The sequence below is a fragment of the Sorangium sp. So ce204 genome (assembly GCF_051526795.1).
Taxonomy (GTDB): Bacteria; Myxococcota_A; Polyangia; order Polyangiales; family Polyangiaceae; genus Sorangium; species Sorangium cellulosum_B.
Genome location: NZ_CP150317.1, coordinates 8,306,062 through 8,323,940 on the forward strand (window position 1 = coordinate 8,306,062; position 17,879 = coordinate 8,323,940).

The 17,879-nt window shown below is 71.7% G+C and carries 13 protein-coding genes; 3 read left to right on the forward strand and 10 right to left on the reverse strand.

Going from position 1 to position 17,879, the window contains the following annotated elements:
- Positions 1-366 precede the first annotated feature (366 nt).
- Positions 367-1,098, forward strand: a complete 732-nt coding sequence (locus tag WMF22_RS30835) for a hypothetical protein (RefSeq protein ID WP_437293582.1) — start codon at positions 367-369, stop codon at positions 1,096-1,098.
- Here the strand turns inward: WMF22_RS30835 and WMF22_RS30840 are convergent.
- On the reverse strand, positions 1,010-2,482 hold the full coding sequence (locus tag WMF22_RS30840; protein WP_438032098.1) for a DUF5050 domain-containing protein: 1,473 nt from the start codon (positions 2,480-2,482) through the stop codon (positions 1,010-1,012). The genes WMF22_RS30835 and WMF22_RS30840 overlap by 89 nt on opposite strands.
- Before the next feature lie 729 nt (positions 2,483-3,211).
- On the opposite strand from WMF22_RS30840, the gene WMF22_RS30845 reads away from it, so the two are divergent.
- Together WMF22_RS30845 and WMF22_RS30850 are read left to right on the forward strand one after the other, a co-directional pair.
- Positions 3,212-4,111: a hypothetical protein gene (locus WMF22_RS30845; RefSeq protein WP_438032099.1), complete on the forward strand. Its 900-nt coding sequence runs from the start codon at positions 3,212-3,214 to the stop codon at positions 4,109-4,111.
- Positions 4,112-4,157: 46 nt separating this feature from the next.
- Positions 4,158-4,886 carry a hypothetical protein gene (locus WMF22_RS30850; RefSeq protein ID WP_438032100.1) on the forward strand — a complete coding sequence of 243 codons (729 nt, stop codon included), beginning with the start codon at positions 4,158-4,160 and terminating at the stop codon, positions 4,884-4,886.
- Positions 4,887-5,132: 246 nt separating this feature from the next.
- On the opposite strand, the gene WMF22_RS30855 is transcribed toward WMF22_RS30850, so the two are convergent.
- The 9 genes from WMF22_RS30855 to WMF22_RS30895 form a co-directional block, all read right to left on the reverse strand.
- Entirely contained in the window at positions 5,133-5,582 is a 450-nt protein-coding gene (locus WMF22_RS30855; RefSeq protein ID WP_438032101.1) for a hypothetical protein, read from the reverse strand.
- Positions 5,579-5,971, reverse strand: a complete 393-nt coding sequence (locus WMF22_RS30860) for a DUF4150 domain-containing protein (protein WP_012238290.1) — start codon at positions 5,969-5,971, stop codon at positions 5,579-5,581. Before WMF22_RS30860 ends, WMF22_RS30855 begins: the two co-directional genes overlap by 4 nt.
- Positions 5,972-5,980: 9 nt before the next feature.
- Entirely contained in the window at positions 5,981-6,625 is a 645-nt protein-coding gene (locus WMF22_RS30865) for a DUF3540 domain-containing protein (protein WP_437293587.1), read from the reverse strand.
- A 19-nt stretch (positions 6,626-6,644) separates the two neighbouring features.
- The gene (locus WMF22_RS30870; RefSeq protein ID WP_437293588.1) at positions 6,645-7,694 is read right to left on the reverse strand and encodes a pentapeptide repeat-containing protein; all 1,050 of its coding nucleotides are present in this window, start codon (positions 7,692-7,694) and stop codon (positions 6,645-6,647) included.
- Entirely contained in the window at positions 7,691-10,333 is a 2,643-nt protein-coding gene (locus WMF22_RS30875; RefSeq protein WP_438032102.1) for a DUF2169 family type VI secretion system accessory protein, read from the reverse strand. Before WMF22_RS30875 ends, WMF22_RS30870 begins: the two co-directional genes overlap by 4 nt.
- 33 nt (positions 10,334-10,366) lie before the next feature.
- Entirely contained in the window at positions 10,367-10,822 is a 456-nt protein-coding gene (locus WMF22_RS30880) for a hypothetical protein (protein ID WP_437293590.1), read from the reverse strand.
- Positions 10,823-10,930: 108 nt separating this feature from the next.
- On the reverse strand, positions 10,931-13,324 hold the full coding sequence (locus WMF22_RS30885; protein ID WP_438032103.1) for a type VI secretion system Vgr family protein: 2,394 nt from the start codon (positions 13,322-13,324) through the stop codon (positions 10,931-10,933).
- A 108-nt stretch (positions 13,325-13,432) separates the two neighbouring features.
- The gene (locus WMF22_RS30890; RefSeq protein ID WP_438032104.1) at positions 13,433-15,670 is read right to left on the reverse strand and encodes a DUF2169 family type VI secretion system accessory protein; all 2,238 of its coding nucleotides are present in this window, start codon (positions 15,668-15,670) and stop codon (positions 13,433-13,435) included.
- A gap of 450 nt (positions 15,671-16,120) precedes the next feature.
- Positions 16,121-17,758 (reverse strand): glucose-6-phosphate isomerase, encoded by a 1,638-nt coding sequence (locus WMF22_RS30895; protein WP_437293593.1) that lies wholly within the window; start codon positions 17,756-17,758, stop codon positions 16,121-16,123.
- Positions 17,759-17,879 lie beyond the last annotated feature (121 nt).

Consider the following 17,879-nt stretch of genomic DNA (forward strand, 5'->3'; position numbering starts at 1 on the left):
ACGCCCCGTGGCTCGCAGGTCGTCATGGTCGAGCAAAGAGCGCGCACCTCGAGGCGCGCTGGAGGAGCTCATGCCTCACGTCTCGACGATTCTCAGGAACAGCAGGACGCATGCCGCCGTGATGATGACATCCGCCATGGTCGGTTGCGCCGCGCCCCCTGAAAGCAAACAGGGGAGCCCCGAGCCCGACGGAACAGCGGCGTCCGCGAGCGCGCTCCGGGCGAATGACAGGCACCCACGGCGCGGTCACGGCCACGGCCACGGTGCATCAACGCCGACGGGGCCAGCAATGTCCTCCTCACTGGCCAGCTCAGCGGTACGGCCGATCTCGGCGGAGGCCCGCTCACGAGCGCGGGGCAGCGCGACGTGCTGATCGCGAAGCTCGATCCGGACGGCGGGCTCGCCTGGGCGAGGCGCTACGGCGGCCCTGGGGACGAGTTCGGCGCGAAGATCGCCGCGCTCTCCGATGGGAGCCTCGTGAACGCGGGAGGCTACGTCGACTCGCTGGATGTCGGCACCGGGCCGATCCCGAGCGCCGGGCTGAGCGACATCTACGTCATGAGGACGGACCCGGCAGGGGACGTGGAGTGGGTCCGCCATTTCGGCGACCAGGCCTATCAAGACGTGTATGGCCTGTCGGTCGACGGCGAGGACAACGTGGTCGTCCTCGGCTCGTTCGAGGGGACTGTCGACTTCGGCGCGGGGCCGGTGAGCAGCGCGGGCGCGCAGGACATCTTCCTGTTCAAGCTGGACCCGGCGGGCATCACCCTCTGGAGCAAGGGCGTCGGGAGCGACTCCAGCGACGGGTCGGTCGCCCTTCAGCATCGCCGTCGATCCGCTCGATCGCGTGCTGGCCACGGCGACGTTCACGGGCACCCTCGACCTCGGCTCCGGCCCGCTGACAGGGGACGAGGACGTCTTCGTCGCGGCGTTCGGCCCCTGACCCACGGCGACAACGAGGGCGAGCCACGCGGGCGCGCCCTCGCGGTCACCGCCGGGGCACGGGGGATCAGGGAGCGTGGTAGGACGCGACTTGCCCCTGGTAGCGGTAGTCGCCGGCGTTGGACCAGAACACGCTTTGCGCCTCCGGGGCGATGACACGCCAGGGGACGGGCTGTCCGAACGCCAGCAGGACGGTCCTGTTGCTCTCGAGATCGTGCGCGTTGACGCTGCGGTTCCCGCGCGTGTCCGTGGAGAACAGCGTCGAGCCCCGGAGGGCCAGCCCCGCCATCGAGTCCCCCCTGTGGATCAAGGTCTTCTGTCCTCCGGCGATGGGCGCCTTGAACACGCCGCCGTCGCCGGCGTTGGCCCAGTAGACGAACGCCGCGTCCACCGCGATCCCGGCCGGCTCGGCCTCGTTGTCGGCGATGACGGTCACCTCCCCGCCCGCCTTCGCCACCTTGTAGACCTTGTTGGTCGCCGCGCCGCCGGTCCAGTAGAGGTTCTGCGCGTCCTGCGCGAGGTACGCGGGCCTCCCGGCGCCGGACGCGAGGGCGACCGGCTCGCCGCCGTCGAGCGGCATCGCGAAGAGGTTCTCGCCATCGCCGTCGCCGAAGTAGATGGCCGACGCGTCGCCGATGACGCTCACGACATAGCCGATCTGGGCCAGCGTCTCCACCTCCAGGGTCGCCTTGTCGACGCGCCGGAGCGCCGAGGGGATCACCGGGTCATCATCGCCGCCGCTCGCCCAGTACACGTGGGAGTCGTTGACCCACAGCGCCTTGGGATCGGGATCGGCGGGGATCATCGCCTCTGCCTCGGCGGTGCCCAGCCTCACGCGGTAGATGAATCCGTCGTTGTTGTCCCCGGTCGCGACGTCCTCGGTGCCGCCGCTCGCGAAGTAGAGGAAGGACTCGTCGGCGGCCAGCGCGCTCGGGTAGCGGTGCAGGCTGGCCATCGGGGTCGCCAGGATCATGCCTGGATAGATCCTCGAGAGGCGATCGGTCTCCGTGACGACGCTGTCCCTCGAGACGTCGTGCCGCGCGAGCGGCGCGAAATCGTCCGAGCCCTCCTGCGCGGTGAAGCCATAGGCGCCGAGGACCGCGCTTTCGCCCAGCTCCGCCCTGAGCTCGACGGTGATCGGCAGCGTGAGCGTGATCGGCCTCTCGAACGTCAGGCCCTCCGGGCCGAGGACGTACATGGGCCCCACCGCGCCCTCGGGGGCCTCGTCGATGCGCTCGATGGTGATCACCGTGTTCTCGTTCACCGCGCCCGGCGGCACCTCGATGGTGAAGCCGTCGTCCGCTGTGAAGGTCCCGCCCTGCGCGTCGACGGAGAACTGCTCGCCGGCCCCTGGCTGTGCGCCGGTCCCTGACGTGGCGCCGCTGCCGGTAGCGCCGCTGCCGGTAGCGCCGCCGCCGGCAGCGCCGCTGCCCGTATCGCCGCCGCCCGTGGCCCGATTGCCCTTGTCCGTCCCTCCGCACGACGCGCTGCTCAGCGCGGCGGCCGCGCACGCCAACACCATGAATGAGGTCCTTGTCATCGTCTCGCTCCTCCGCTGGCGGTCGTCGCCGCCATGTCATGGAAGGCCCATGGTTCTGCCGAGCTCGCCGTGGGGGGCTGCGACATCACCCTTGATCAGACAACAGCGTAGCGCCCGATAAGGCGGTGGCGAGCTGAGCCAGAGCAGGTGAGAGACATACAGTCTTTACCTGTCAGGGTTATCCCAGGCGTCCACTTGCCATGACCCTTACGCATCGTGGTTGTCCCAGGGGTCCACTCGCTACGGTCCTTGCCTGTCAGGGCTGTCCCAGGTGCACGGCTCGACCGCGCGTCGCCGGCGGCTCATGACTCGCGTCGCCGGCGGCTCATGACTCGCGTCGCCGGCGGCTCATGACTCGCGGCGGCGGGGCCACGGCGCCGCGCGCGCGCAGACCACGCTCGGCGATGGCGGGTATCGCGCTGGCGAGCGAGGGGCGCGAGGGCGCCGCCGGCGCCCGGGGAGCGGCAGCCCAGCGTGCGCCGAGGGGCGGGGCATCGCGGGCTGCGCGACGACGAGGGTCTCCTCCGGCGTGCGGCGCATGGCCGAGGGGTGGCCCATCGTGCGGCCGGAGCGGGCGACCGGCTCGCCAGCGTCGGGGCTCCCAGCGCGGCGCCCGCCCGCACTGTGCGGGCGGATTGAGTTCGTGAACGGTCTGCGTATCCTGGCCTCGCTGCACCGAAGCCACCCGCAGTTCCTTGGAGTCGTCGCGCGAGCGCGACGGGAGCCAGCATGCCGATCGGGCAAACGAAAGGGAGTATCGTACCGCTGCGCCGCGACGCAGCGCCGCGCGTTCGCGGCGTGCAGGCCGCCGCGGTGCTCGCGGCGCTGCTCGGACTCGCCGCGCCGGCGGCCGCGCAGGCGCAGGCCGCGCCGCCGAAGCCGGCGCGCGGCGACGCGGCGAGGCCCACCGCGCCAGGCGCGACGCCCGCGGCAGCGGGTGCCCCGATCGCTCCGGCGCCCGCCCCGATCGCTCCGGCGCCCGCCCCTGTCGCTCCGGCGCCCGCCCCTGTCGCTCCGGCGCCCGCCCCGATCGCTCCGGCGCCCGCCCCTGTCGCTCCGGCGCCCGCCCCTGTCGCTCCGGCGCCCGCCCCTGTCGCTCCGGCGCCCGCCCCTGTCGCTCCGGCGGGCGGCGCGCTGGTGCCCATCCCGCAGGGCTACTACCTGCCGGCGCCGCCGCTGCCGCCGTGGGCCAACCCACGGACCATCGAGTACGAAGAGGGGGACCCGATCCCGCGCGGCTACGCGCTCCGGACCAGGGCGGACCGCAAGCTCGCCACGGCGGGGCTGCTGACGTTCGGGATCCCGTACGCTCTCACGTTCACGGTCGCGGGCATCGCGTCGTTCGACGACGACGATTTCGACGAGTTCGGGCCGCTGCTCATCCCGTTCGCTGGCCCGATGATCGCGATCGGGACCCTGGAAGCGGAGGGCGCGGGCATCTTCTGGCTCACGATGGACGCCGTGACCCAGGTGGGCGGGCTCATCCTGTACGCCGCCGGTCTCGCGAACGAGGACCTCTACCTCGAGCGCCAGTTCACGGTGAGCTCACGCGACCCTGGGCTCGCTGCGTCCCGCTGGCCCGAGGTCTCGATCGGCGGGTCCTCCGCCAGCCTCCGATGGAAATTCTGAGCTCGTGCCCCTGCGCCGACAGCCCTCACCCCGAAGGGAGACGCACGTGACCGCGATCCGCACCGCCCTCTCGATGGCCGCGCTGTTTGGCGCGCTCGCGCTCGCAGCGCCGGCCGCGGCGGAGAGCGACGCCCCCCCGTCCGCGCAGAGCGCGGCGCCGTCTGGCCACGCGCCGTCCCCTGCCGGCGCGCCGCCCGGCTACGCGCCACCCGGCCATGCGCCGCCCGGCTACGCACCGCCCGGCCACGCGCTGCCGCCTGGATACGCGCCGCCGCCTGACCACGTGCCGCCCGGCTACGTGCCGTATGCGCCGTCCGTCATCCTCGGCATGCCGCGGACGTTGACCTTCACGGAAGGCGGGATCCGGCCGGCTGGCTATCGCGTCGAGACGCAGATGAACCGCCGGCTGGTGGTCGCGGGGTCGATCGTCCTCGCCAGCGCGTGGGCGCTCTCGGCGCTGACGGCGGGGAGCATCCTGAGCGAGGGAGGCCATGACGCCGTCAGCTACTCGCCGCTGCTCGTGCCCGTGGGCGGCCCGTTCATCACGCTCGGCACGGGCGAGGAGGTCGACGTCGACCGCGACGACGGCCGGCTCGCTGCCGCCCTCCTCCTCTTCGACGGGGCCACGCAGGTGACCGGCTTCGTGCTGCTCGTCGCGGGCCTCGTCGGCAACCAGCGGGTCTGGGTGCGCGACGATATCCCTCACAAGGTGGCGATCCAGGCCCCCGAGCTCACCGTCGGCCCGACGGGCGCGACCCTGCGCATGAGCTTCTGAGGATCGCGCTCGCGTGAGCTGGCGAAACAGACGCTCTGCTGTTTCCCATACGCGCTTGTCGCGACAGATTGCCCCCCTCCCCCACCATCGGTCACCGTCGTGGAGGGCGGGTTTCGTGCTGTGAGTGACGCACCCGGTCGGCCACGCTCGACGAGTACGGGATCGGCTATGCGACTCAGGAGCTCATCAGCGGCTGCCCGCGGGACTTCCGCGCTGCGGTGAGCCGACCGTGCACGGCCGTGCGCATCACACAGAGCGGCACGCGAAGATATGCTCTATCGCGTCGATCACGAGCTGCTCCACCTGGTATGCGGTGATCTCGGCGGGGCTCGCGAAGCGCAGGAGATCCATCGGCGGCGGCCTCACGATGAGATAGGCGAGGACCTCCGGCGCCTCGCGCCGCTGGATGACCGAGAAGGCGATGCGGTCCGCCCCCTGTGAGGCGCCCGCTCCCCGGATCCCCAGCTCGAGCGCGATGCTCGGCGCCTCGGGCTCCTCATCGACCGCGATGCGCGGAACGTGGCCGGCGGACCCGAGCTCGGAGGCGATCTCCTCAAGGACCGGCCTTATCACCTCGCCGCTCACCGCCCGGAAGGCGTCGTCGAACGCCCGGCGGTCGCCCGCGAGCTTCTCTTGCTGCCGCGCCGCATAGCGGCCCGTGATGAGCGAAAGGCGGTGCCTGCTATGGTCCCTCACGGCGCGAGGAGGAGCACCTTGACCTGGCTCGGCACGATCGATACGGCCGGACAGTTCGTCGAGTTCGTGATCGTCATGCTGGTCAGTCGCGTGGCCGGGATGCCGCCGGCGAGCACGGTGAACGACGCCGTGACATGCCGCGACGGGCCCATCACCATGCCCGAGGCGACCCCGAGGGCGACGCCGGGATTGTCGCCGTTCGTGAGCGGCACGGTGGTCGCCAGGTTGTGCGCCGGCGTGCACATGAACAGCACGTTGTACGCGGCCGGGATGCCCATCGGCTGCATCGCGATGTTCGGGTACGGGACCGGGGTCGGTGCAGGCATCGGCGTGAGGCACACGTCGGGTGCGCCGAGAGACATGCCCATCATCTGCGTGTTCGCGAACATCTCTCCCTCTCAGCCAAGGTGGATCTGGGAACCGTCGATCTTGGTCAGCCCGCCGCTGTTCACGAGCGTCGTCTCCGCCTTGACGTGGAACGCAGCCCGCGCCTCGAGCTCCAGGTACTCGGCGCGCACCGTCTCGGACCGCGCGATGAAGCGGTAAGCCCTGTCGAGCCGCTGGACGAGGCGCTCGGCGACCGTCTCCACCGACTGCGCCACGGTCTTGATGCGGTCGACCTTCGCCGTGAGGCTGTCGCCGAGCAGGCTCAGGACCCCGACCACCGCCTCGGCGCGCGCCGCCGAGAGGCGCGCGGAGCCCGCGGCGATCGTGGCCTCGGCGGGCGTGATCACCTCGACCCCATCGCGCCCGCTCACCGACACCCTGCCCGACGCGGCGGCGATCTCCAGGTCGCCCTCGGCCGAGAGCCGCGCCGGCGCCGCGTCGTCGCGCTCGAGCACCGCGAGCACGTGCGAGCCGCGCTCGTGGTGCGCGACGAGCACCTCGTCGCCGAGGGCGGGCTCGAGAAGACAGCTGGCGGCCCGCCGCGCCTCCACCTCGCCCGAGCTCGACCTGACACGCAGGCTGCGACCCGAGACGCCCACCACGATCGCGACCTCCTGCGCAGGCCACGACAGCTTTCTCGCCAGATTGTCTCTCATCGGTACCTCCGCGCCGAGCTCATCGGCCCTCCGTACGCCGCTCCGCCTTGCTGAGCTCCTCGTCGTCGCCGAGCGCTGCGGATCGGTTCGTGAATCGAGTGTCCTGCTCGCGCGTCCGGTGGAACCGCGCGCGGAACAGCGTGCAGTGCGAGAAGTCGGCGCCCGCGAGGTCCGCGTACGAGAAATCGGCGTACGTCAGGTCGGCGCCGGCGAACGTCGCGCGGGCGCAGCTCGCGTGCTTGAAGATGGCCTGGTGCGCGCTCGCGCCCTCGAGGCTCGCGCCCTCGAGCCGCGCCTTCACGAAGAGCGCCTGATCGACCTTCGCCTTCCTGAGCGTCGCGTCCGACAGGCAGGCCTCCGCGAAGAGCGCCCGCTCGAGGCTCGCCTCGTCGAGGCGCGCGCCCGCGAGGGAAGCCCCCTTGAAATTCGTCTGCGCCATCCGCGCGCCCCGGAGGTCGCAGCCGCCGAGGTCGACCTCCATGAGCTGCGCGAGCGTGAGATCCATGCCCGAGAGATCCTGGCCGGCGAGCTTGCCCCCGATCAGCATCGCCTTCTCGAGCCGCGCGCCGCGCAGGCGCGCCGTCGACAGGTCCGCCTTGAGGAGCACCGTCTGCGCGAGGTTCGCGCCCTCGAAGCTCACCCGCGGGGCGTCGGCGTCGACGAGCGCGGCGCGGTCGAGGTTCGCCCCCTTCAGGCTCGCCTCCTCGAGGCGCGGCTTGATCAGGCTCGCGATGGTCAGGTCGGCGCCGTCGAGCGAGGAGCGCGACAGATCGCACTCGACGAGGCTTACGGCGACCAGATCGGCCTCACGCAGGTCGGCCGCGAGGAACGTGCACCGGTCCCACGTGCCGTGGCGGAGGCGCGCCCCCGCGAGCTGCGCCCCCTCGAACCGGCAATCCGAGAAGATGGACTCGTGGAGCCGCGCGCCCGTGAGGTCGGCGCCCCGGAACGACACGCGCTCGAAGACGGCTCCGGAGAGATCGGCGCCGCGGAGGTCCATGCCCGCGAGATCCTCGTCGGCCACCGGATCCGCGCTCGCGACGCGGGCGAGGAGATCGTCCTTGGTCATCGCTTTCGCCTCGGGAACAAGGTCTGGACGACGTGGGCGTCCTTGAAGCTCGTGCGCGTGTCGCCCTCGGTGCCCATCAGGTTCGCGCGGAACAGGTTCGCCCGGGAGAACGACGCGCCGTGGACCTTCGCGCCTTGCAGCATCGCCTCCATCAGGTTCGCGTCCGACAGCTCGGCGTCGCCGAGATCCGCGCGCATCAGCCGCGCCCCTTGCAGGCTCGCGCCCGCGAGGCGGGCCCCCTGCAAGTCCGACTCGCTGAGGTCACAGCCGTCGGCCCGGACGCGCGCGAGCCCGGCGCCCTTCAGCGAGGCGCCGCGCATCGTCGCGAGGGCGAGCTCCGCGCCCGAGAAATCGGCCCCGCCGAGCTGGCACGCGAGCACGAGGCGCAGGTTGTTCGCGCGGGCGGCCCGGAAGCAAGCGCCCTCGGCGCCCGTCTCGACGAGCGCCGCGCCCTCGATCACGGCCTCCGCGAGGCTCGCGCCGGCCATGCGACACCGGAAAAACGTGGCTTTCCGAAGGTTTGCGCGATCCAGCCGCGCCCCCTCGAGGTCGCACTCGTAGAAGAGGACCTCGTCCGCGAGCGCGCCCTCGAGCTCGCCGCGCGCGAGGCGCGCCTCGAACAGGTCGGCGCCGCGGAGGTCGGCGCCGGCGAAGCGCGCGCCCTCGAGCTCGCCGCGCTGCAGGATCGCCTTGGCGAGGCGCGCGCCGCCGAAGTCGGCCCCGCGCGCCGCGACCTCGCCGAGGTTCGCGCCCTCGAGGCGGACGCCCTCGAGGCGGGCGCCCTCGAGGCAGGCGCGCACAAGCACGGCGCCCGACAGATCCGCGCCGGCGAGCGCGCACCCGCGCAGGTCCGCGCGCTCGAGGAGCGCCTCCCGCAGGACGGCCCCGGACAGGTCGAGCCCGCGGAGGTCGGCGCCGGTGAGGTCCCAGCCGGTCATCGGGCTCCCCGACGCGACCGCCGCCTCCACGCGCCCGCGGAGGTCGCGCTGCGCGGCGTCGTCCGGGAGCGCCGCGGGCGCCATGTGGTGCGCGGCCTGCCTGTAGGCGAGGAGCTGCGCCTCCTCGAGCTTGCGCAGCTTCGCGAGGAACGCCGGATCCTCGAGCTGCGCCTCGAGCTCGTCCATCGGAGCGCCGAGGTCGCGGCCGATCTGGGCGGTCTCTCGCATGCGGGCGAGGTGCTCGTCCGCGCGAAACCCGGGCGGCCCGCCTGCCTCGCGCTTCGATTTCTCGATCACCTCGTCGATGTCGATGCCGTGCTCGGCGAGGTTCTGGCGCGCGTCTTCGAGGGCCTCGGCCTGCTTGACCTTCGCCTCGGCCTCGAGGCGGGCGGCCTCCGCCTCGACCCGCTCCATGTACTCGGGCAGCTCGTCGAGCTTCGGCGGCGCCTCCGGCGGCGGCAGCTCGCGCGGGATGCCCTTCTCGTCCGGATCGATCCCGAGCACCCGCACGGCCATGCGCGCGTTGTCGAGCTCCCGCTGCGCCCGCTCGCGCGACCGCCGCTCCAGCACGCCCTCGCGGCGCAGGAGATCGTCCATGTCGCTGATCTTCTCGTCCGGCAGCGCGGGGGCGTCGGGGTCGGGGTCCGGGAGCAGATCGCGATCGCGCAGGGCGACGAGGTGCCCCTTCTTCTTGTCGAGGCGCTGCGCCAGGACGGCGTCGTAGTGCTCCTTCGGCCGGGGGGCGCCGCGGCGCTCGAGCGCGGCGAGCAGGCACTTCACGTCGCGGGCGTCGTCCTCCTCGACGCGCGCGACGCCCCGGAAGATCGCGATCATGCGGCGGATGTTGGGCAGGAGCACGAGCGTCTCGAGCCTCGTCCCGATCTCCTCGAGCGCGTCCTCGCGCGAGGCCCGCGTCACGAAGCAACGCGCGACGAGCTCGGTCACGCGGCCCGTCAGCGTGGCCTGCTCGGGGTGGAGCTGCTCGAGCGCGATCGGCTCCCCGCCCTGGAAGAAGCCGGGCAGGCGTTGATCGGGCGGCGCCACCATGAAGTACTCCGGGTCGAGATCGCGGGCGAAGCCCGGGAAGTCGCTCTCGAGCCACGCCGCGTCGTACGTCCCGAGCTTCGCGTGGCGCTCGGGCCAGGTGGGGTCGAGGGGCCCGAACGCCGCGGGAGGCGGCCTGTCGCCTGGCGAGGTGATGAGGTGCTTCGGGTGCTCGAGCTGCGGGAGCGGGTGGTGGCTCTTCCCGTCCTCCTCGGCCGGGGCAGCCCCCATCCCGATCGGGTTCGGGGCGAAGCCCGGCCCGCCGAAGGCCTTGTCCCAGCCGAGGGCGAGCTCGGTCAGGGGCTCGGGCTCGCTCGGCACGCCGCGCTCCCAGCGGCGCTTGCCGACGACGTACACGGCCTTGTCGATCGGGCCGACCTGGACGCGGGCCCGGAACGCCGGGCGCGGGGTGCCGCCCGCCGCGAAGGCCTTGCCGAAGGCGAGCACCTCGCTCCGCGGCTTCGGCAGCCCCTCGTCGAGCGCGACGTCCTTGCCGAGCTGCCTCGGGATCTCCTGCCACATCGCGATCTCCGGGAGCGGCAGCTCCGGAGCGTCGAGCGGGAGGTACGCCGTGAGGCCGAGCGCGAGGAAGCGCTGCTGCTTCAGCTCGAACACGCGCTGCAGGACGGAGAGACGCTGAGGTTTGATGACACGCATGGGGGATAAGGGTCGCTCAGGCCGGGCGGGCGCTCATTGGACGCGCCCGGCGCGATTGGCGCGATTGTCCGCCGCGCCGCGCGCGATGTACGAGCGAGACAGGTTGGCCCAGCTCACGTCAGGATAAACGAGCTCGCGGTCGTCACCATCGATCTTGACGGCGACGCGCTTTCCCGGCTCCGCCATCGACAGCGAGCTGATGTTCAGCTCCCACTCCGTCCTCGCGAGGTACGCGGCCCCGCCGGCCGGCTGCACCTCCAGCCGGAGCTCGACGAAGGCCATGGCGCCGTCTTCGAAGGTGCCGAGGGTCCGGCTCGACACCACCGTGGCCTGAGCGAGGCTCGCGCGGGCCGCCCTCGCGGCGAGCTGGGTCATCCGCTCTTGCCCTGCGCGGACGCCGGCATCTTCCCTGCGGAAGACGAAGAACAGGATGGCCGCGAGGACGAGGAGCGGCACGAGGATGGCAGAGAGGACGATGATCGTACCCATGTCGCTGCGCGATCTCCCCTTCGGGCTCACGGGCGCCGAGCCGCGGCCTGGCCGCGGGGGCCGGCGGTCGAGGCCGAGCTCCTGGACGAGATGACCTTGCTCGCTCTCTCAGCTGAGCACATGGACGCCCGAGAGGTGATAACGCAGCGCCGTCATCGCGAGCCGCGTCGGCAGCTGGGAGATCTTCGCCGCGCCTGACTGGATGGAGACAGGCTTCACCGTGACCTCGACGGCGCTGTTGATCGCGAGCGAGGCGCCCCATTTGAACGCCAGCGCCACGCCGCCCGTGATGTCGAGCTTGGCCGCGTAGGTCGCGGTGAGCGCGGCCGAGAGCTCCAGCGTCGCCTTCGCGCCGATGAAGGTGGCGACGGTGGCGCCGACGGCGTTGGTGTTCGAGAGGCCGAGGAACGTGTCGGACTTGATGCCGGCCGTCACGTTGACGTTGTTCGAGACGAAGAGCTTCTTGAACGGGCCGTACGTCTTGAGCTCCTCGGCGCCCTTGATCTGCCCCATCAGGTTGCCGTCGACCGTCTGGATCATGTTGCTCTTGACCTTGACCTCGCACTGGTCCTGCGTCTCGAGCGTCATCTTGCCCTTGCTCTTGACGGTCGTGGTCCCGGCCTTCGTGTCGACGAGGGTGTCCCCGGCCTCGACGTTGACCGTGTAATCGCCGGTCTTCACCGTCGTCGTGGTGTCTCCCTTCACCGTGGTGGTCATCACGCCCGTGTCGACGTCGGTGAAGAGGTTGCCGCTGAGCACGTGGAGCGCCGTGTCGCCCTTGACCTCGGTGTACGAGGTGCTCGCGTCGACGAAGAGCTCGTGGATCCCGGACTGGACGTGGGTGATCCAGTTGTCCTTGATGGTGGCGACCCAGGAGCCGCCGCCGTTCAGGCCCACGGTCTGGTCGAAGTTCTTGCCCGCGTCGAGCAGCGTGTTGTCGTCCGTCTTCACGATGAGCTCGTGATCGTCGTTCGGCGCGCCCATGCGAAGGTACGTGTTCGAGTACGGCGTCGAGAGGGTGACGCGCTGCTGCCCTGTCTTGTCCTCGAGCTCGAGCCGGTTCCGCCCGCCCGTCTGGAGGACGTTCTTCGTGTGGTTGCCGCTCGTGACAGGGCTCGGCGTGAGCGCGTTCGGCACCACGCCCGCGATCACCGGCCGATCGGGGTCGCCGCCGAGGAAGCTGAGCACCACCTCCGTGCCCCTGCGGAGCGGGAAATGAAAGCCCTCGATGCCGCCGCCGTGCGGCTGCATCATGCGCACGAACGTCGAGGCCTTCCCGCTCTTCAGGTTGCTCTCGTCGAACTTGAACTTCACGTTGTAGCGGCCGAGATCGTCGATCTGGGCGTACTCGCTCTCGGCCGGGCCGTCGACGCTGCCGTTCTCGTATCCGTAGATGCGGGGCCAGGGCGTGCGGGACTCCGCGCGGAGCTGCGTCTTCGCGGGGATGGCGGTGATCTCGACGAAATAGGTCTCCTCGTGGGGCAGATCGAGCAGCTCGCGGTACCCGGCGGCCCCGGCCAGCTGGTTGCCGTGATGGTGCGCCTCGATGGTGAGGTGCTTCGCGTTGAACGCCGCGCGCGGGTGCTCGTCGAGCTCGAACGTGTAGCCGGGCCGGAGGTGCAGCCGCGTGCCCGCCCCCTGGTACAGCACCTGCCGCGCGAGCAGCTCCTCGGCCCGGATCTTCGCGAGCCGATCGCCCGCGGCCGGCGTGAAGAAGCGCTCGCCGTACAGGCTCACCTCGCCCGCGCCGTTCGGCGATACGCGCGCCGACCCGGCGACGCTCAGGTTGGGCCGCGCATAGTCGTAATCCTTGAGCTTGATCACCGCCGGCAAGGTCGTGTGCTGGCTGGTGAACGTGCGGAGCGCCATCCCCGCGCTCACGTCGTACCCCAGCTGCGGGTGGTACCGGACAGGCTCGCCGATCGGGTCCTCCTCGTACGACTTCGTGTCGCAGAAGATGACCTTGTCGCCGTCGGGCGTGTGCTCGAAGAAGTAGAAGATGCCTTCGCGCTCCATCCACCGCGAAAGGAAGTCGAGATCGCTCTCCCGGTACTGGCAGATGTGCTCCTCGACCTCGTAGCTGCCGAGGCGCATCTCGTACTCGTCGGGTCCGATGCCGTTCTCCTCGAGGACGGCCTTCATGACGTCGGGCAGCGACAGCTTGGTGAAGATGCGGCTGCGCCTGGAGAGGCCGAGCAGCCAGAGCTTCGGGACCAGCACCGCCCGGAGGAGCGAGCGCCCGTCCAGCTCGTGGAGCACGCCGACGGTCGCGAGGACGCCGGCGAAGACGAAGGGCGGGACGTTGTCCTTGGGCCAGTCGAGCACGAGCGACGCCTTGGCGCCGACGGCATCGGGCAGGTCCAGGGACTCCGCGTCCTCGCCCTGGAGCAGGAGGAAGATCTCGAGCTGATACGGGCGCGAGATGGCCTCGACGCCCCGAAAGCCGACGACGCGCGTGGAGCTGGGGAGCACGCCCGATGAGATCTTGATGAGGTCGTCCATGGCCTTCCCTGCGTTGTTCGAGGACGCGCGCCCGATGCCACCGGGTGAATCGTTCGCCGGTCGTCCCGAGGAGCTCGCTGATAGAACTAGGCAGAATCCGTCGGATGGTCAACCTGCCGAAGAGCCGTCGATGCCGGCGTCGGCCGGTGGGATCTCGACGAGCGCGCGCAGGATAGCGCCGCTCGATTTCGCGCTCGCGAGCTTGACCCCATAGACGTTGGCGCCCGCGAGGTCCGCGTCGCGCAGATCGGCGCCCTCGACGTTGGCGCACGGCAGGCTCGCCTCCTTCAGCTTCGCCGCGCGCAGGACGGCGCCCGCGAGGTTGGCGCCCGCGAGGCTCGCGCGCGAGATGTCGGCCTTGGTCCCGTTGATGTCCGCGAGGCACGCCCGATCGAAGACGGCCTCGACCAGGCGCGCTTGCCGCAGGTCGGCGCCCTCGAGCGACGCGTCCTCGAAGCGCGCGCGCGACCCCTTCGCGAAGGCGAGGTCGGCGTCCTTGAGGAGCGCGGAGGAGAGCTGCGCGCGGTCCAGCGTGGCGCGGGACAGATCGGCGCGCGTCAGATCGGCCGCGTGGAGGCTCGCGTCCGTCAGATCCGTACCGCTCATGTTGGCGCCGGAGAGGCGCGCAGACGCGAAGTTGCATCGGGTGAGCGTCGAGCCGGAGAGGTTCAGGCGCTCGAGCGAGGCGCCGCTGAAGTCGATGCCGTCGAGCTCAACGCCCGCGAGCTCCAGGTCGTGGAGCGGCTGGCCGCTCCTGAGGCGGGCGAGCAACGTCGCGCGGAGGCCCCGGATCTCCGGCTCAGGCGACATTGCGGCGGACGAGGGCGCGGCGGACAAGGGCGCGGCGGACGACGAGGGCGCGGCGGACGACGAGGGCGCGGCGGACGACGAGGGCGCGGCGGACGACGAGGGCGCGGCGGACGACGAGGGCGCGGCGGACGACGAGGGCGCGGCGGACAAGGGCGCGGCGGGCGACGAGGGCGCGGCGGGCGAGGCCAGGGCGTGCGGTGGTGCGACAGGCTCGGCCGTGTTCTCGGTGATCGCCGTCACCGTAAGGTCGAGGGGCGCCGCATCGAGCCGCGGTGCATAGAGGTTGGTCGGGCCGCTCGCCACGACGGCGGGCAGCGGAGGCAGCGGCGCCAGGTGCGGACGGGCGCTCCAGGGCGCCCCCGGGATCGCTGTCACCGGGGAAGCACGCCCGCTGCCGGGCGCGGCGAGCGCGAACGGCGGCTTCATCTTCATGTCGACGACGAGGCCGCTGTCGCGGACATCGACCGTGTTGTCGTCCTCGACCACCAGCGTCCTGGCGATCGGTCGCTCGCCCGCGGCGGGGCCAGACGCTCCATGCCAGCGATGGGACGGCGGAGGCGCGGACGCAGCAGAAGGCCATGCCAGGGGCTGCCCCGACACGTCGACGCCCGCGACAACGCGCATGCGGGCCGGCGTGTCGCCTGCCAGCAGGGCCACGTTCCCTCGCCAGACCACGGAACAGAGCAGCCGGTCGGCGTCGATGGTCAGCGTATCGGCGACGAGCTCGATCGCCTGCCCGTGGTCTTCTCCTTTCGGCCCGGCCCGATAGAGCCGCGCGAGCCCGCGGGCCGAAGGCAGGCTGGACCGGAGCCACGGCCAGTGCGGGTGCAGGCCCTCGAGGAAGATCCACTCGTCGCCGCGGAGGAAGTCGATCTGCTGATCGGCGGGCGCGGCGTGGAAGTACCGGAAGTCGAAGCTGCCGTCGAGATCCAGCGCCAGGGGGTCGGCCGCCTGATCCCGCGCGAGGAGATGCCGCCGCGGGGCCCAGTGCCTCGCGATCGGGCCGAAGCCCGCCGGCCGCATCGGATCGCCCGGATCGACGATGCTCGGCAGCACCGCGTCGGAGCCCACGCCCACCGGGTTCCCATCCAGATGTGGGCCGCCGAACGCGCGCTCGTACACGAGCGGCATCCGGCTGAACGGGCGGGGGCTCGGCGCCTCTCGCGTGCGGTCGCCGAAGACATGAAGCGCCTTGTTGAGGATCCAGCGGCCATCGCGGAAGAGCGCGACCCGCACCGGGAGGGCCGTGGTGGTCGTCCCCACAGGCGCGCAGGCGTGTCCGCGCACGACGACCCCGGCGCCCGGCAGGTAGGGTGCTGTCTCACTGGCCTCTTCGAGGCTGCCCCACCCCTCCCGAAGCTGGTCGGTGCGGACCAGATCGGCCGCTGCAGCGAGCTCTGCGGTCCTGTCGTGCACGAGGGCAAAGGTGGCCTTGACGAGGACGGTGAGCCGCTCTGCGCCCCGCATGCGCCACAGGACGGCGCCGCAGGCGGATGGCGACAGGGCGACGACGGGGAGGGGCCAGGGCGATTGCACGACGCGTGGTCACGGGGCCCACGCACCTCGACGGCAGCGGAGGGCTCTGAGCCGCTCAACATAGCCCCGCTCGCCTATCGGGCGCAAGCGCGGGACCTGACCGGAGGCGGCTCGCGGTGGGGCCCTCTCGCGGGAGCATGGCGCGGTGAAGAAGGCCAATCCCGAACCACGAGGCGTGTCGCGATCGACTCGAGAGGTCGCATGTCAATCCAACACGACCGCTCCGCGAGGCACCCGACCCTGTCCGACATGCCCGGGGGCCTGCTCCGCGAGGCACCTGCCCATGTCGGACATGCCCGGGGGCCTGCTCCGCGAGGCACCTGCCCATGTCGGACATGCCCGGGGGCCTGCTCCGCGAGGCACCTGCCCATGTCGGACATGCCCGGGGGCCTGCTCCGCGAGGCCCCCGACCCTGTCCGACATGCCCGGGGGCCTGCTCCGCGAGGCCCCTCAGCGCGAAAGACGGTACTTCGCGTCGAACGGCGAGCCGCCCTGCGGGACCTCCCGCGCGACGCCGCGCTCCGGGTTCGCCGCCAGGTGACGCAGGATCCAGAAGACCGTCTCGACGTCGTCCGCGCCCGCCGCCTTCGCGACCTCGGCGAGCGACAGCGCGCGGCCCGCGCTCGAGCCGAGCGCCGCGAGCACCTTGGCCTGCAGGTCGAGCACCTCCTGCGCGGCCTTCTTGCCGGCCTCGACGCCGGGCTGGTGGTACGCGTTGATGCCCACGAGCGACGCGTACAGGCCCACCGCGCGCTCGTAGAGCGCGATCAGCATGCCGACGGCGCGCGCGTCGACCGTGTCGATCGTGAGCGTGATCGACTCGCGCCCGCTCTCGGTCAGCGCCTTGCGCGTCCCCTGGAGGAAGCCGTCGAGGTAGTCGCCGGTCGTGACGCCGGGGTCGACCTCGAGCACGCCGCGCGACGGCGCGCGATCCCGCAGCACCTCGATGAACGTGACGAAGAAGTTGTCGAGCCCGTCACGGAGCTGCTGCACGTACGCGTGCTGATCCGTCGAGCCCTTGTTGCCGTACACGGCGATGCCCTGGAAGACCTCCTTGCCCTGCCGATCGAGCCGCTTGCCGAGCGACTCCATCACGAGCTGCTGGAGGTAGCGCGAGAAGAGCTCGAGCCTGTCCTTGTACGGCAAGAGCACCATGTCCTTCCGGCCCACGCCGCCCGTCGCCGAGTACCAGGCGAGCGCGAGCAGCGCCGCGGGGTTCCGGGGGACCTCCTTCGAGCGCGTGACCTCGTCCGTCTCGCGCGCGCCCTGCAGCATCTCGACGATCGACAGCCCCTGGAGCGCCGCGGGCAGCAGGCCGACCGCCGACAGCTCGCTCGTGCGGCCGCCGACCCAGTCCCACATCGGGAAGCGGGCAAGGAAGCCGTGCTTCGTCGCATACCGGTCGAGCTCGCTGCCCTCCCCCGTCACCGCGACCGCGTGGGCGCCGAGCGAGAGGCCGAGCCGACGGTACGCCGCCTCGAGCTCGAGCATCCCGTTGCGCGTCTCCTTCGTCCCGCCCGACTTCGAGATGATCACCGCGAGCGTCGCGCCGAGATCGTCCCCGATGGCGTCCAGCGTGCGATCGATCCCGTCGGGATCCGTGTTGTCGAAGAAATGGATCTGCATCCGATCGGCCGGCGTCCCCAGCGCCGAGGCGACGAACTGAGGCCCGAGCGCCGAGCCGCCGATCCCGACGACGAGCACCCTGCTGAAGCGGGCCGCCCGCTCCGGCCGGACCCGCGCCGCGTGCACGTCCGCGGCGAAGCCCAGGATCCGCGCGTTCGTCTCCTCGATCGCCGCGCGCAGCGCCGCCTCGGGCGCGAGCTCCGGCGCGCGCAGCCAGTAGTGGCCGACCCGGCGGCCCTCGTCGGGATTCGCGATGCTCCCGCCCTCGAGCGCCGCCATCTCGGCGAGCGCCGCCTGAATCCGCGGTTCCATCGTGGTAAAAAAGTCGCTCCCGAAGCGGATCCGGCTCACGTCCAGCCAGAGGCCGAGGCTGGGATCGTGGAAGAGGTGGTCCCGGAAGCGATCGAAGGGGAGGACGGCGGGCGCCGGTCCTCGACCCGGGGTTCTGCGGTCTTGCTCCATGGGCCCCCTTCTACCGCTTCTCCCTACCGTTTCTCCAGGCGGTCGAACCCCTTGCCCGGACGATGTTCCGCCCCACGAGGCGAAGCCATCGGAAAACGACTCTAGCGTGCCGGCCCGACAC

Excerpts from the sequence above, each read along its gene's own strand:
- WMF22_RS30840 (WP_438032098.1), bottom strand. The coding sequence starts at position 2,482 with ATGACAAGGACCTCATTCATGGTGTTGGCGTGCGCGGCCGCCGCGCTG.
- WMF22_RS30845 (WP_438032099.1), top strand. The coding sequence starts at position 3,212 with ATGCCGATCGGGCAAACGAAAGGGAGTATCGTACCGCTGCGCCGCGAC.
- WMF22_RS30860 (WP_012238290.1), bottom strand. The coding sequence starts at position 5,971 with ATGTTCGCGAACACGCAGATGATGGGCATGTCTCTCGGCGCACCCGAC.
- WMF22_RS30865 (WP_437293587.1), bottom strand. The coding sequence starts at position 6,625 with ATGAGAGACAATCTGGCGAGAAAGCTGTCGTGGCCTGCGCAGGAGGTC.
- WMF22_RS30870 (WP_437293588.1), bottom strand. The coding sequence starts at position 7,694 with ATGACCAAGGACGATCTCCTCGCCCGCGTCGCGAGCGCGGATCCGGTG.
- WMF22_RS30875 (WP_438032102.1), bottom strand. The coding sequence starts at position 10,333 with ATGCGTGTCATCAAACCTCAGCGTCTCTCCGTCCTGCAGCGCGTGTTC.
- WMF22_RS30880 (WP_437293590.1), bottom strand. The coding sequence starts at position 10,822 with ATGGGTACGATCATCGTCCTCTCTGCCATCCTCGTGCCGCTCCTCGTC.
- WMF22_RS30885 (WP_438032103.1), bottom strand. The coding sequence starts at position 13,324 with ATGGACGACCTCATCAAGATCTCATCGGGCGTGCTCCCCAGCTCCACG.
- WMF22_RS30895 (WP_437293593.1), bottom strand. The coding sequence starts at position 17,758 with ATGGAGCAAGACCGCAGAACCCCGGGTCGAGGACCGGCGCCCGCCGTC.